The 12,948-nt window shown below is 71.7% G+C and carries 13 protein-coding genes and 2 pseudogenes; 6 read left to right on the top strand and 9 right to left on the bottom strand.

Annotated features, from left to right (window positions below):
* Positions 1-13 precede the first annotated feature (13 nt).
* The 3 genes and pseudogenes from J7I97_RS00670 to J7I97_RS00660 all read right to left on the bottom strand — a co-directional run bounded on the left by J7I97_RS00670 (position 14) and on the right by J7I97_RS00660 (position 1,212).
* Positions 14-514 carry a Scr1 family TA system antitoxin-like transcriptional regulator gene (locus tag J7I97_RS00670; protein ID WP_214930333.1) on the bottom strand — a complete coding sequence of 167 codons (501 nt, stop codon included), beginning with the start codon at positions 512-514 and terminating at the stop codon, positions 14-16.
* The gene (locus J7I97_RS00665; protein WP_214930332.1) at positions 511-1,023 is read right to left on the bottom strand and encodes a DUF6879 family protein; all 513 of its coding nucleotides are present in this window, start codon (positions 1,021-1,023) and stop codon (positions 511-513) included. Before J7I97_RS00665 ends, J7I97_RS00670 begins: the two co-directional genes overlap by 4 nt.
* Positions 1,007-1,212, bottom strand: a pseudogene (locus tag J7I97_RS00660) (hypothetical protein). Before J7I97_RS00660 ends, J7I97_RS00665 begins: the two are co-directional and overlap by 17 nt.
* Positions 1,213-1,380: 168 nt before the next feature.
* On the opposite strand from J7I97_RS00660, the gene J7I97_RS00655 reads away from it, so the two are divergent.
* Positions 1,381-2,370, top strand: a complete 990-nt coding sequence (locus tag J7I97_RS00655) for an aldo/keto reductase (RefSeq protein ID WP_214930331.1) — start codon at positions 1,381-1,383, stop codon at positions 2,368-2,370.
* Between the two features lie 83 nt (positions 2,371-2,453).
* Here J7I97_RS00655 and J7I97_RS00650 read toward each other — a convergent pair.
* Both J7I97_RS00650 and J7I97_RS00645 read right to left on the bottom strand, forming a co-directional pair.
* Positions 2,454-2,603: pseudogene (locus J7I97_RS00650) on the bottom strand (aldo/keto reductase); the annotation flags it as partial.
* A gap of 59 nt (positions 2,604-2,662) precedes the next feature.
* Positions 2,663-3,367, bottom strand: a complete 705-nt coding sequence (locus J7I97_RS00645) for a GDSL-type esterase/lipase family protein (protein WP_214930330.1) — start codon at positions 3,365-3,367, stop codon at positions 2,663-2,665.
* Between the two features lie 103 nt (positions 3,368-3,470).
* Here J7I97_RS00645 and J7I97_RS00640 point away from each other — a divergent pair, with 103 nt between their 5' ends.
* Positions 3,471-4,592 (top strand): WD40 repeat domain-containing protein, encoded by a 1,122-nt coding sequence (locus tag J7I97_RS00640; RefSeq protein WP_251058353.1) that lies wholly within the window; start codon positions 3,471-3,473, stop codon positions 4,590-4,592.
* 136 nt (positions 4,593-4,728) lie between these two features.
* Here the strand turns inward: J7I97_RS00640 and J7I97_RS00635 are convergent, their stop codons facing one another.
* From J7I97_RS00635 to J7I97_RS00625, 3 genes are all read right to left on the bottom strand, one after another.
* Positions 4,729-6,219: a flotillin family protein gene (locus J7I97_RS00635; RefSeq protein ID WP_251049710.1), complete on the bottom strand. Its 1,491-nt coding sequence runs from the start codon at positions 6,217-6,219 to the stop codon at positions 4,729-4,731.
* Positions 6,220-6,345: 126 nt separating this feature from the next.
* Entirely contained in the window at positions 6,346-6,582 is a 237-nt protein-coding gene (locus J7I97_RS00630) for a hypothetical protein (protein WP_214930328.1), read from the bottom strand.
* A gap of 670 nt (positions 6,583-7,252) precedes the next feature.
* Positions 7,253-8,167, bottom strand: a complete 915-nt coding sequence (locus J7I97_RS00625) for a DUF3027 domain-containing protein (protein ID WP_214930327.1) — start codon at positions 8,165-8,167, stop codon at positions 7,253-7,255.
* 406 nt (positions 8,168-8,573) lie between these two features.
* Between J7I97_RS00625 and J7I97_RS00620 the strand changes: the two genes are divergently transcribed.
* The 4 genes from J7I97_RS00620 (at position 8,574) to J7I97_RS00605 (ending at position 12,373) form a co-directional block, all read left to right on the top strand.
* Positions 8,574-9,947: an MFS transporter gene (locus J7I97_RS00620; RefSeq protein ID WP_214930326.1), complete on the top strand. Its 1,374-nt coding sequence runs from the start codon at positions 8,574-8,576 to the stop codon at positions 9,945-9,947.
* Positions 9,948-10,259: 312 nt separating this feature from the next.
* The gene (locus J7I97_RS00615) at positions 10,260-10,745 is read left to right on the top strand and encodes a DUF2771 domain-containing protein (protein WP_214930325.1); all 486 of its coding nucleotides are present in this window, start codon (positions 10,260-10,262) and stop codon (positions 10,743-10,745) included.
* Positions 10,746-10,758: 13 nt separating this feature from the next.
* Positions 10,759-11,493 (top strand): futalosine hydrolase, encoded by a 735-nt coding sequence (locus J7I97_RS00610; RefSeq protein WP_214930324.1) that lies wholly within the window; start codon positions 10,759-10,761, stop codon positions 11,491-11,493.
* Entirely contained in the window at positions 11,477-12,373 is an 897-nt protein-coding gene (locus tag J7I97_RS00605) for a 1,4-dihydroxy-6-naphthoate synthase (RefSeq protein ID WP_251058352.1), read from the top strand. The genes J7I97_RS00610 and J7I97_RS00605 overlap by 17 nt, the downstream gene beginning before the upstream one ends.
* A 59-nt stretch (positions 12,374-12,432) precedes the next feature.
* Here J7I97_RS00605 and J7I97_RS39420 read toward each other — a convergent pair whose 3' ends face one another.
* On the bottom strand, positions 12,433-12,816 hold the full coding sequence (locus J7I97_RS39420) for a cold-shock protein (RefSeq protein WP_214930323.1): 384 nt from the start codon (positions 12,814-12,816) through the stop codon (positions 12,433-12,435).
* Between the last annotated feature and the right edge of the window lie 132 nt (positions 12,817-12,948).

Here is a 12,948-nt window from a genome sequence, read left to right as displayed (position 1 = left end):
ATCCTGGGAGAAATCAGGTGAACCGCTTCGAGCGGTCGTAGAGCACCTCCTGTCGCTCCAGCTTCTTCGCTACGGCCTTCGAGTGGTCGCCGGGGATGTGTGCGAGGCTGGCCCGGATGTATTCGGGCGTCGAGAGCAGACCGGTAATCATCGACAGCAGGAAGTACCGGAAGTCGGTGCTCGTTCTTTCAAGACCGGCGAGCTCGAACTGCTTCTTGTCCAGGCCCTTGCGGCGCATGGACCGGGCATCCTGCCAGTCGGTGTTCGCCATGCGTGCCAGGGCAGAGACTTCCGCGACGAGCTCGGCCGGTGCGTCGATCGCTCTCAGGATCTGCTCCACGTCCACCAGGGACGGCCGGACCTTACCGTTCTCGATCCGGCTGACCTTGGACTGGGACATGTTGCAGCGCGCCGCGACCCGGGCCCCGGAGAGTCCGGATCGCTTGCGCAGCTCGCGGAGTTTGTCGGCCAGTTCCCGGCTGGAGTGGCCCATCCGCTCAGGCTCGAACGTCACGCGTGCACGTACTCCAGAAACGGGACCGAGGCTTCCAGCGCGATCCGTTGGTACTCAATGAAGGGGGCGGGCTCACCCTCGTACAGCTCACGGGAGATCTGCTTCCCGTCCTCCGCGTAGTGCATCAGCACGACCGTGGAGCGGTCGAACATCCAGAAGTCCTGGACACCGGGCAGCGGGTTCGGCCGGTCGGTCACGTCGAGGATGCGGATGTCTTCCCCGACCGGGGCCTGATGTCGGTAGTAGCGCTCGAACTCGAACCGCAAGTAATCCGAGAGTGGCCGGGCCAGGATGTGCACGCGCCCGATGCCGCCACCAGACGAGACGTGCTTGCGGATAAGCGCCGTCCAGGAGTCCTCATACGGGCCGGGGAAGCGGACGCCGTTCTTGAAGGCCGCGAATTCCTCCGTTTCCTGCGGTACGAGGTACTGGGGCAGGGTCTCAAGCCGCCACGCCTCGGCCTTGAAGTCGCGGAACTTGGCCTGCCACTCGTCACCATCCAAGAGCACGTACAGCCTCCTTCAGAACGCTCTCGGGAATTTCCACGAGCCCTCGCCGGAGGGTGGAGTGAAGGCGTCGGACAGGTCGCCCTGCACGACGAAGGAGCCTGACGCGGTGCGGTACACGTTCGGGCAGTCGCCCTGTCCGCACTCGCCGTTTCCGTTGCCGGTGAGTCGGGTCAGTTCCTCACGAGCCATGTGAACTCCCTGGTTCGTGGCCCTGATCAGGGCCAGACAGGAAGACCGTACGGAGCAGCGGGTTCGGACGTCTATGCAGAGACGCGACTATGCGCGTTGTCGCATAAATCGGCGGGTTCGCGGGGTGCCCTTGCCTGGAGTGGACTCGAAGCAGTTGGCTTGGGGCTCATGAAGTACACGCAGCTCGGACGCACCGGACTCAAGGTCAGCCGACTCGTTCTCGGCACGATGAACTTCGGTCCGCAGACAGACGAACCCACCAGCCACGCGATCCTGGATGCCGCCCTCGACGCGGGTCTGAACTTCGTAGACACGGCCAATGTCTATGGGTGGGGCGACAACAAGGGTCGCACCGAGGAGATCATCGGCACCTGGTTCGCCCAGGGCGGCGGCCGCCGCGAGAAGACGGTCCTCGCCACCAAGGTCTACGGGAACATGGCCGCCGAGGGCGACTCGTGGCCCAACTACGACCGGCTGTCGGCGCTGAACATCCGGCGGGCCGTCGACGCTAGCCTCAAGCGGCTCCAGACCGACTACATCGACCTCTACCAGTTCCACCACGTCGACCGCCGGACCCCCTTCGAGGAGATCTGGCAGGCCGTCGACGTACTGATCCAGCAGGGGAAGATCCTCTATGCGGGTTCGTCGAACTTCCCCGGGTACAAGATTGCACAGGCCAACGAGACCGCCGCCCGGCGTGGCTCGGTCGGGCTGGTCAGCGAGCAGTGCCTGTACAACCTCGCCGAGCGGCGCGCCGAGATGGAGGTCATCCCGGCCGCCCAGGAGTACGAGCTCGGGGTCATCCCCTGGTCCCCGCTGCACGGCGGGCTGCTGGGCGGTGTCATCAAGAAGGAGGTCGAGGGCGGGCGCCGTGCCTCTGGGCGGTCGGCGGACGCGCTGGCCAACAGCTCCGTACGGGCGCAGGTGCAGGCGTACGAGGACCTGCTGGACAAGCACGGCCTGGAGCCCGGCGAAGCCGCCCTGGCCTGGCTGCTGACCCGTCCCGGGGTCACCGGGCCGATCGTCGGCCCGCGTACGGCCGAGCAACTGGAGAGCGCGCTGCGCGCCCTGGAGCTGGAGCTGAGCGAGGAGGTCCTCGTCGGCCTGGACGAGATCTTCCCCGGGCCGGGGCCGTCCCCCGAAGCCTTCGCATGGTGATCAGGTAGGCGTGCGCAGGGCCGTCGCCGCTTCGTCCGGGCGGCGGCCACCGCATCACCAAGCGGGCATCAAAGTGACTACCTGGCGGTGTCGAAGAAGTTGATGCCCGCGTCGAGCGCGGAGTCCATGATGGCGTGGCTTTCGGACTCCCCTGTCTGGGGGCCGAAGTTCATGGTGCCGAGTACAAGTCGGCTGACCTTGAGGCCGGTGCGTCCGAGCTGTGTGTACTTCATGGGGCACTAGCCAACTGCTTGGAGTGCGCTCTAGGCAAGTGCCCCTTGTGAAGCGGGTGTTACGGGGTGTGCTGCGGCCCCGGCTCGGGCCGGTAGGGGCCGCCGATGCCCCACGCCTGGTGCAGGACCGCCGCGAACTCCCCGGCCAGGCGGTGCTCGCCGGAGGCGTTGGGGTGGGTGCCGTCGTAGGTGTCGTGGTGGATGTCATACGAGGCCGGGCGCGCGGCCAGCAGGATCGGCGAGGCGTCCGTCGACAGGTCGGCGACCGCCTTCGCGAGGAGCTCGTTGAAGCGCGCCACCTCGGCCGCGAACGGCGCTTCGTCCTGGGCCCGGACGTTGGGGATGACAGGCAGCAGGATCATCCGGATGGCGGGGCGGGCACCGCGGGCCTCGGCGACGAAGCGGCGGACGTTGACGGCCGTCTGGGTGGCGTCGGTGTAGAAACCGAGGTCGATGAGCCCGAGGGAGACGAGCAGCACGTCGGCCTCGGCGGCGCGGGCGGCGGGGCCGATGAAGGGAGCCATGTGCTGCCAGCCCTCACCCCAGCCGGCGAGGTGGCGGCGGGCGGCGGCCGGGAAGCCGGGGTCGGCGTACTCGTGGCTGGTGGGCGCGTCGGCGAGGGTGTCGTAGAGCTCGGTGCGGGGGCCGACGATCTGGTACGGGCCGCCGAAGGTGGCGTTGAGGTGCTGCCACATCCGGTAGCGCCAGGTGTAGTCGCCGGCGCGTCCGATGGTCATGGAGTCGCCGACGAACATGAAACGCATCCGGACATCATCGCGGATCACGCGCCGGGGACCGCTGTGATGCCGGACACGCGGGGCGGGGCGGGAGGCTGGGCGGGGTGGGGCGGGCTGGCAGGCTGGGGGTATGCGCCTGCTGCCGTTGTCGTTGCCGTCGTCGTTGCCGTTGCCGTCGTCGTTCCCCTCGTTCCCCTCGTTCCCCTCATTCGCCTCGTTCGGCTCGTTCGGCTCGTTCGCCTCCGCCGCCGTTGTCCTTGCCGCCGTGCTGTCGGGTTCGGCCGGAGCGGCGGCAGCGGCGGCAGCGGCGGAGCCCCCTGACACCTCGTCGTTCACGATCACCGATCCGCGGATCACGGAGTCGAGCGGGCTGGCGGCCAGCCGGATCCACCCGGGCGTGTACTGGACGCACAACGACAGCGACGACGGCCCGTACGTCTACGCGGTGGACTCGGCGACCGGGAAAACGGTGGCCCGCGTGACGCTGAAGGGGATCGGGAAGCCACGGGACGTCGAGGCGATCTCGCTCGGGCCGGACGGGCAGTTGTACGTCGGGGACATCGGGGACAACCGGAACGGCACCTGGGACCACGTGTGGATCTACCGGTTCCCGGAGCCGAAGGAACTGGGCGACGTCACCGTCAAGGCGACCCAGTTCACGGTGCGGTACGCGGACGGCGCGCGGAACGCCGAGGCGCTGATGGTGCATCCGGTGACGGGGCGGGTGTACATCGCGAGCAAGAGCGAGGACAAGGGCGGCCTGTACGAAGGCCCCGCGGAGCTGTCGACGTCCGGGCCGAACGTGTTCCGGCGGGTGGCGGACCTGCCGTGGGTGACGGACGGGGCGTTCTCGCCGGACGGCAGACGGCTGACCCTGCGCGGGTATTTCTTCGCGAAGACGTACCCGTGGAAGGACGGCCGCCCGGGGGGTGAGGGCGAGCGGGTGGAAGCGCCGTGGCAGGGCCAGGCGGAGTCGGTGACCTATGCGGCGGACGGCTCGACGCTGATGTTCGGTGCGGAGGGGGCGTCCAGCCGGGTCGTGGCGGTTCCGGTGCCGGCTGCCTCCGGGGGTGCCCCGGGCTCTGCCTCGGGCGGCGGCCCGGCGAAGCCCGGGTCCCCACCGTCCGCGGGCGCCCCGGCGGGGCAGGGCGACAGCCCCTTCACGAAGGGCGCGTTGGTCCTGGCGGGGGCCGTGGCGGTGGTGCTCGCCGCGAAGCGGCTGTTCCGGCGGCGGAGTGGCGGGGGCGGCTGACGGGGCCCGGCCGCGGACCGGCCGGGGTGGTGGCGGGGACCCCGGCTGCGGGGACGCCGGCGGGAGCGGGACCCCGGCTGCCAGTGCGCCCCGGCCCGGGGCTCAGCTGAGTGCGCCCCGGGCCGGGGGCTGTCGGCTATTCCTCGCCGATCGGGATCTGGTGCGAGGACGACGGGGAGGTGCCGTTCACCGGGGTGGGGCCGGAGGACGGGGCTGAGGTGGGCTGGGGTTGGGGCTGGGACATTGAGGACAGGAGCTGGCGGGCCAGGCCGAGGCCCGTGCCGCCCATCGTCAGGGCCTTCGCGAACATCTCCGACATGCCCTCGGCGCCGTTCAGCAGCACCATGTGCTCCACGTTCCCGAACGCCCCCGCACCCGCCTGCACGATCGCCGGCCAGTTCTCGGCGAGCTGCTGCGCGACCACCGCCTCCTGGTTCTCCGCCAGCGCCGCGGCCCGCGCCTTGATCGCATCCGCCTCGGCCAGGCCCTTCGCCTTCGCCGACGCCGCCACCGCGAGGCCCTTGGCCTGCGTCGCCGCCGCCTCCGCCTCACCGGTCGCCCGGGTCGCCTTTGCGGCCGCGATACCGCGGGCCTCCGTGGCCTGCGCGTCGGCGGTCGCCGCCGTCGTGACGCGGGTCGCCTCGGCCGCCGCCGCGAGCTCCGTCTCCTTCGCCTTGGCCTGCGCTGCCGAGATCCGCGCGTCGCGCTCCGCCTCGGCCCGGGTGCGGGTCTCGTACGCCGCCGCGTCCGCGGGCTTTCGTACATCCGCCTGGAGCTGCTGCTCCCGCCGGTGCGCCTCCAGCTCCGCGACCCGCGTCTCCTGGACGACGACCTCCTGTCGCGCGGCCGCCTCGGACAGCGGGCCCGCCTGCTTGGCGGTCGCCGCCGCCTTGTCCCGCTCGGCCTGGTAGCCGGCCTGGAGGATCTCGCTGTCGCGGGTGGCCTCCGACATCCGGGCGAAGGCGGCCTGTTCGGCCTCCGTGGCCCGCAGGTTCGCCTCGGCCTGCGCAATGCGGGCGTCCCGCTGGACGGCGGCCGCGTGCGGCATCGCCAGGTTCTTGATGTAGCCGGTCGGGTCCTCGATCTCGTGAATCTGCAGCGAGTCGACGATCAGGCCGAGCTTCTCCATCTCGGTACCGCAGGCCGCGCGGGTCTGCCCGGTCAGCTTCTCCCGGTCGCGGATCATGTCCTCGACCGTCAACCCGCCCACGATGGACCGCAGATGACCTGCGAAGACGATGTGCACCCGCTCCGGCATCATCTTCTGCTGGTCCAGGAAACGGCGGGCGGCGTTGGCGATGGACACGAAGTCGTCGCCGATCTTGAAGATGACCACGCCCTTCACGCGGAGCGGGATGCCCTGGTGGGTGACGCAGTCCACGTTCAGCTGGGTCTCGTTGAGGTCCAGCGACAGCTTCCGTACCGCCTGCACGCCAGGGACCACGAGTGTTCCGCGCCCGGTGACGATCCGGAAGCCCATGCCTTCGCCGATGCCCTCGGTCTTGTGCGCGGAACCGGAAATGACAAGTGCCTCGTTGGGCTCGGCCACCCGCCACATGAGCTTGAACAGGCCGATCACACCAATGATGGCGGCGAGAACGATCCCCGCCACGACGCCGATAGCCATCGGCAATTCCCCCTTAGCACGGTGCCGTTCGACACCGACGGAAGCGAGTGTGCTCCTGCGGCCGGTCGCGGTGAAGACGCGGGGGATTCTTGTCGCCATCTTGATACGCACAGGTGGCGAGTGGGGTCAGATGTCGTAGAGCGCCATGACGTACACCGTGCGTGGTGGCTGGTACTCAACCACCGTCACCATCGTCCCGACGGGCAGCCGTTGCGTCGCTCCCGCCGCCGCTGTTCCGGGCACGGGGTGCGCGAGGAAGTGCTCCGCCCCGCCGCGGATCCGGACGATGACCTCGCCCACCAGTCCCGGGCCGACCGTGCCGGTCACGCGGCCGGTCATGCCGACCATGTCTTCGTCCCCCATGGGCCGAGCGTATGCCCCCGGGCGCCACGGTGGTACTGGGCGGCCGCGGCCCCCGTCGCCCCTCCCTCCGCCGGACCGGGCCGCCGGCCGCCCCCCGGTTCGCCGGCGGCACCGCCCGCTGCGCGGAGCGCATCGCGCCGCCTGCCTCTGCGGGGCTCCGGGTCACCCGACCGGGCGAAGGCCCGCTACGCGATACAGGTGCGGCTCACGTCGCCGGCAGGGCGGGGGCCCTGCGGCTGCCGTCGTCGGCGGGTCGGGGCGGCTGCGGCTGCCGTCGTCGGGGGGCGCTGCGCGGAGCTGTCCCCTACCCACCCTTCCCCCGTTCCCCGGGCTCCGCCCGGACCCGCGCCTCAAACGCCGGCGAGGCTGAAAGCCCCTGGGCTCCGCCCCAGACCCCGCGCCTCAAACGCCGGCGAGGCTGGAGTTGCCCTGCGGGCAACCCAGCCGCCGGCAAGATCCAGCCTCGCCGGCGTTTGAGGCGCGGGGGTCCGGGGGCTGGCCCCCGGTGGCGGTGCCGCGCCCGGCGGCAAGCGCGGCCCCGGTGGGGCACATCGGTGCTGCGGGTACACCGGAGCCTCGCCCCGCGGGCCCGGCGCCGCAGGCAAGACCCAGCCCCGTCGGCGTTTGAGGCGCAGGGGCCGGGCCGAGCTGCCGGCAGGCGGGGCGGTGGTTAGGAGTGGCCCAGGTCCGCCGGGGGGAGCTCCGACGGGGAGATCGGGACCGAGCCGGTGTCCGGGGACGGGCGGAGGAGGAATTCGTCCGAGGCCATCGAGTCCAGCACCGGCGGCGCCGGGCGGAGCGGCTTCGGCATGACCGCCGCTTCCGAGTGCCCGCCGCAGCCGTACGACAGGGAGACCAGGCGCCCGTCCGCCGGGCTGAATTCGTTCGCGCAGACACCGAACGCCTGGCCCAGCGAGCCCCCGATCGCGACCAGGAACCCGCAGGAGAGGCAAGACGCGGGGGCCGCCTGCGCCATCGGGGTCTTCGCGCCGAAGGACTCGTCCCAGCGGTCCGCCGCGCTGTGCAGGCCGTACCGCGACAGGACACGCGCCCGGCGCATGCCGAGTTCCTCCGCCACCGAGGTGATGGAGCCCCGCACCGGGACCACCGCGCGGTCCGTGACCTCGGCTTCCTCCGCCTCGACCAGTTCCGCCATCTCGGTGGACACCACCGAATTCGGCGGCGGCGCGTCCTCGCCCGACCAGCCCGGCTCCAGCCGCAGATCCTCGGCGTCGGTCGGCAGCAGGTCGCCCGGGCCCATGTCCCCCGGGCGCAGCCGCTCGCTCCACGGCACCCACTCGGGGGCCAGCAGCGCGTCGTCGCCGGGAAGCAGCACCGTTTCGTCGAGCGTGACGAGCTTCGCGCGGGAGGCCCGCGTCACGGTGACGGCCCAGCGCCAGCCCCGGTAGCCGGGGTCCTTGCACTCGAAGAAGTGCGTGACGACCCGGTCGCCCTCCGCGATCGCGGAGACGTGCTCGCCCACCACTCCGGGTGCGGCGGCTTCCTCGGCCGCCGCGCGGGCAAGGTCTACCGCCTCGGCGCACATGCGGTCGGGGGTACGGCTTCGCGTCGTCGCAGCACTCACAGGTCTCGTTCTCTCCTACGCCGTCTCACGAGTGCGCCGTCCGTACTGTCGTCCACAACGACCCGTCGGTCCTGTCCGTACGTGGCGCGGGCGGAGCGGACCAGAGGGCCGCGTCGACGTCCGCACCCGATCGGCCTCGGGCGCACCTACCTGCAATCCATTCTGCGGGATCGCGAAGAGGCGCGCGGCCAAGAGCAACCGCCGGTGGCGCGCTACGCACGCTACCTCCTCTGGAGGCTTCGGCCCACATGCAAGGTCCGATTCGCGGACAACCCCACGGCCCGACGGGCATCCGGAACGCGTCCGTAGGCGTGTGGAGGGGTCTTTTCTCGTCCGTACGCGTCCGTACTCGTCCGAACGCGCCCGAACGCGCCGGGACGGGTCCTGGCGCCCCGAGTGGGGCACTATGTCGAGTGTGGCACCCGTACGGTCGTCCGACGACGGCTCGGGACCGGCCAGGAAGGCCGGCCGGGCCATCGGGCGTGCCCTCCACTCCCCGTTCACGGGTACGGCACGCGGGATCCGCCGGGCCACTCACGCGCACGGGGCCGGTGAGTCGGGCCTCGGCAAGCTGATCGAACTGCACGCCATCAACGGCGCCGGCGATGTGATGATCACGGTCGCGCTGGCGTCGACGGTGTTCTTCTCGGTGCCTACGGACGAGGCGCGCGGCCGTGTGGCCCTGTACCTCGCCATCACCATGGCTCCCTTCACCCTGCTGGCCCCGGTGATCGGCCCGATGCTGGACCGGCTGCCGCACGGGCGGCGGGCCGCGATGGCGGGCGCGATGCTGGCGCGGGCGCTGCTGGCGGTGATGATGTCGGGGGCTGTTGCCACGGGCGGGCTGGAGCTGTACCCGGCGGCGCTGGGCGTCCTCGTGGCCTCCAAGGCCTACGGGGTGGTCCGCAGCGCGGTGGTCCCGCGTCTGCTCCCGCCGAAGTTCTCACTCGTCAAGGCGAACTCCCGGGTCACCCTGGCCGGCCTGCTCGCCACGGGGGCGGCGGCCCCGGTCGCGGCCGGTCTGCACGCCATCGGGGCGGAGTGGCCGCTGTACGGGGCCTGCGCGATCTTCGTGTGGGGGACCTTCGCGGCGTTCTCGCTGCCGCACAAGGTGGACGAGGCGAAGGGCGAGCGGCGGGCGCGGCTGTCCACTCACGAGGCGCATTCGCAGCGTCCGGGGCTGCGGACGGTGACGCCGTCGGTGCTGTGCGGTCTGCTGGCGAACGCGGCGATGCGCGGGCTGTCGGGGTTCCTGATCTTCTTCCTGGCGTTCCTGCTGCGGGAGCACCCGCTGTCGGGGCAGAGCGCGGCGGTGTCGCTGGGCATCGTGGGCGTCTCGGCCGGCGTCGGGAACGCGTGCGGGACGGCGGCGGGCGCGTGGCTGCGGGCGCGGGCGCCGGAGGTCATCATCGCGTCGGTGCTCTCGCTGACCCTCGGGGTCGCGGTCCTGGCGGCCGTGTTCTTCAGCGGGCTGTTCATGGCGGTGCTGGGCGCGACGGCGGGCTTCTGCCAGGCCCTGGCGAAGCTCTCGCTGGACGCGATGATCCAGCGGGACATTCCCGAGTCGGTGCGGACGTCGGCGTTCGCCCGTTCGGAGACGCTGCTGCAGGTGGCGTGGGTGCTGGGCGGGGCGATCGGCATCGTGCTGCCGCTGAACGGGGTGCTGGGGATGTCCGTCGCCGCGGCGATCGTCGCCCTGGGCACCACCATGGCCCTCCGCGGCGTCCTCTCCTCCCCCCGCCACCACCACCCACCCTCACCCCGCCCCCGCGTGGCCTGACTCCCTCCGCGCCACCGTTCCCCGGGCTTCGCCGGACCCCGGTCCTCAAACGCCTGACGGCTGAAGCCCCTGGAGTTGCTCTGCGGGCATCCCATCCCAGCCGGCGAAAATCCAGCCCCGCCGGCGTTTGAGGCGCGGGGGGTCCGGGGGCTGGCCCCCGGCAACGGTGCCGCGGCCGAACCGGGCCGGGCCCGGCAGGGGCCGGGACACCGCGGGCCGGGGCCCCGTCAGGCCCCTGCCAAGGACCGGCGCGCCGCAGGTCGGAGGACCCCGTGCGGCGGCGGAGCCTGGCGGCCCGATAGCCTTCGGCTCATGACCGCAACGCTTTCCTCGGGTAGGGGCCGCCGCAGCGTCGCGGCCCTCGGAGCCGTGTCCGCCGGCCTCCTCCTCCTCTCCGCCTGCGACAAGCCGACGCCGCTGGCGACCGTGACGGTCGGCACCTCGTCGGTGTCCGCCGAAGCCGCCTGCCACGACGGCAAGGAGCTCTCCATGGACAGGGTCCAGGAGTGCCTCACCGGCATGAAGGACGCCAAGACCATCGAGTACGGCCGGGGCGACACGCTCCGCCTCGGGGTCGACCCCGAGGTCGTCGAGGAAGGCAAGAAGTGGCAGGCGGTCCTGGACGGCCAGCCCATCACCGAGCCCTCCGCGAACACCTACCGCAGCTTCCCCGGCGCCGACCTGTTCGCCACCGGCGGCCAGGGCGAGGCCCCGGCCTCGAAGAAGCTGGCGTTCGTCCAGGTCGCCGAAGACGGCAAGCCCCTCGCCGTCTGGAACTTCACCGTCAAGCTCAAGTAACCGGGCAGCACCGGTGCGCGCGCTCATCGTGACCGCGGTGGCGGCGGAGGCAGACTCCGTCGCCGCTGGTCTCACCCCTCATCCGGACCCCGTGACACCGGAGCCGCGTACCCTGCCCGGCGGCTACCTCATCAGCCGCCGGGACCTGCCCGGCCTCGCCGCCGACGTGCTCATCGGCGGCGTCGGCCCGGCCGCCGCCGCTGCCGCCACGGCCACCGCGCTCGCGCTGGCCGACTACTCCGTCGTCATCTCCGCCGGCATCGGCGGCGGGTTCGCGCCCGCCGCCCCGCTCGGCTCGCTCGTGGTCGCCGACGCGATCGTCGCCGCCGATCTGGGGGCGCAGACTCCCGAGGGCTTCCTCTCCGTCGCGGAACTCGGCTTCGGCCGCGACGTGCACCTGCCCCCCGCCGAACTCGCCGCCCGCGCCGCCGAGGCGACCGGCGCGCTGCTGGCTCCCGTACTCACCGTCTCCACCGTCACCGGCACCGCCGCCCGCGCCGCCGAACTCGCCGCGCGGCACCCGCTCGCCGGAGCGGAGGCCATGGAGGGCTTCGGAGTCGCGGAGGCTGCCGCCGCGCACGGGCTTCCCGTACTGGAGATCCGCGCCGTGTCCAACGCCGTCGGCCCGCGCGACCGCGCCGCCTGGCGGATCGGTGATGCGCTCACCGCCCTGGCCGAGGGCTTCGGCAAGCTGGGGAACGTACTCGTCCACTGGGGAGGACAGCATGAGCATGAGCAGCACCGGTAGCGCTGGCAGCACCGGCAACACCGGCAGCACCACGACACGTGAACCGCTCCGCATCGCCTATTCGCCGTGTCCCAACGACACCTTCGTCTTCGACGCCTGGGCCCACGGCCGCGTCCCCGGCGCGCCCGCCCTCGACGTCACCTTCGCCGACATCGACCTCACCAACGGCATGGCCGAGCGCGGTGAGCTCGACGTCCTGAAGGTCTCGTACGCGGTGCTGCCCTGGGTGCTGGAGGAGTACGCGCTGCTCCCCTGCGGCGGGGCGCTGGGCCGCGGCTGCGGTCCCCTGGTCCTGACCCGGGAGCCCGGCCTCGACCTCACTGGCAAGACCGTCGCCGTGCCGAGCGAACGCTCCACCGCCTACCTGCTGTTCCGGCTGTGGGCGGCCGACGTGCTTCCGGACGGCGTCGGCAAGGTGGTGGTGCTGCCGTTCCACGAGATCATGCCGGCGGTGCGGGAGGGCCGGGTGGACGCCGGACTCGTCATCCACGAGGCCCGGTTCACCTATCAGGACTACGGGCTGCACTGCCTGGCCGACATGGGCGAGCACTGGGAGTCCACCACCGGCCTGCCGATCCCGCTCGGGGCGATCATCGCCAAACGCTCGCTGGGCGCCGACAGGCTGAAAGCGCTGGCCGAGTCGGCCCGTACCTCGGTCCGGATGGCCTGGGACGACCCCGAGGCGTCCCGGCCGTACGTCCTCGAACACGCCCAGGAGATGGACCCGGCCGTCGCCAACCAGCACATCGGGCTCTACGTCAACGAGTTCACGGCGGACCTCGGCGACGCCGGGTACGCGGCCGTGCGCGGGCTGCTGACCCGCGCGGCCGCCGAAGGACTGGTTCCCGCCATCCCGCCGGGCGCGCTGGCCTTCCCGTAGCCGCGAACGGCTGCGCTCCGCCGCTCTTTCGAGTGGCGGAGCGCAACCGCGCGTACGGCTCAGACGTCGAGCTGGTCGGCCACCGCGCGCAGCAGCCCGGCAATCTTGGTGCCGTGCAGCTTGTCGGGGTAGCGGCCCCGCTCCAGGATCGGTGTGATGTTCTCCAGCAGGGTCGTCAGGTCCTGCACGATCGAGGCGAGCTCGTCGGGCTTGCGGCGCTGCGCGGCCGCGACCGACGGCGCCGGGTCCAGCACTGTCACCGAAAGCGCCTGGTCACCGCGCTGGCCGGCGACTACGCCGAACTCGACGCGCTGGCCGGGCTTGAGGGCGTCCACCCCGGCAGGTAGCACCGACGAGTGGACGAAGACGTCGCCGCCGTCGTCGCGGGAGAGAAAGCCGAAGCCCTTCTCACTGTTGAACCACTTGACCTTGCCGGTAGGCACGTCCGTCCTCTGTCCTTGTTCTCGTCGGGTCCGGATGGCCGTGGAACGGCTCCGGATAGCAGTACAGCGGGTCACCGACCCGCCACCTCCAGGCTAATGGTCCAGGGACGGGTGACAAGACGTTCCCCGGTC

The organism is Streptomyces sp. ISL-87 (genome assembly GCF_018614095.1).
GTDB lineage: Bacteria > Actinomycetota > Actinomycetes > Streptomycetales > Streptomycetaceae > Streptomyces.
Note: the sequence above shows the minus strand (reverse complement) of the source record. Positions and strands in the feature narration are given on the sequence as shown.

Coding starts and splice junctions, on each gene's coding strand:
- J7I97_RS00655 (WP_214930331.1), top strand. CDS start 1,381: ATGAAGTACACGCAGCTCGGACGCACCGGACTCAAGGTCAGCCGACTC.
- J7I97_RS00645 (WP_214930330.1), bottom strand. CDS start 3,367: ATGCGTTTCATGTTCGTCGGCGACTCCATGACCATCGGACGCGCCGGC.
- J7I97_RS00640 (WP_251058353.1), top strand. CDS start 3,471: ATGCGCCTGCTGCCGTTGTCGTTGCCGTCGTCGTTGCCGTTGCCGTCG.
- J7I97_RS00635 (WP_251049710.1), bottom strand. CDS start 6,219: ATGGCTATCGGCGTCGTGGCGGGGATCGTTCTCGCCGCCATCATTGGT.
- J7I97_RS00630 (WP_214930328.1), bottom strand. CDS start 6,582: ATGGGGGACGAAGACATGGTCGGCATGACCGGCCGCGTGACCGGCACG.
- J7I97_RS00620 (WP_214930326.1), top strand. CDS start 8,574: ATGTCGAGTGTGGCACCCGTACGGTCGTCCGACGACGGCTCGGGACCG.
- J7I97_RS00615 (WP_214930325.1), top strand. CDS start 10,260: ATGACCGCAACGCTTTCCTCGGGTAGGGGCCGCCGCAGCGTCGCGGCC.
- J7I97_RS00605 (WP_251058352.1), top strand. CDS start 11,477: ATGAGCAGCACCGGTAGCGCTGGCAGCACCGGCAACACCGGCAGCACC.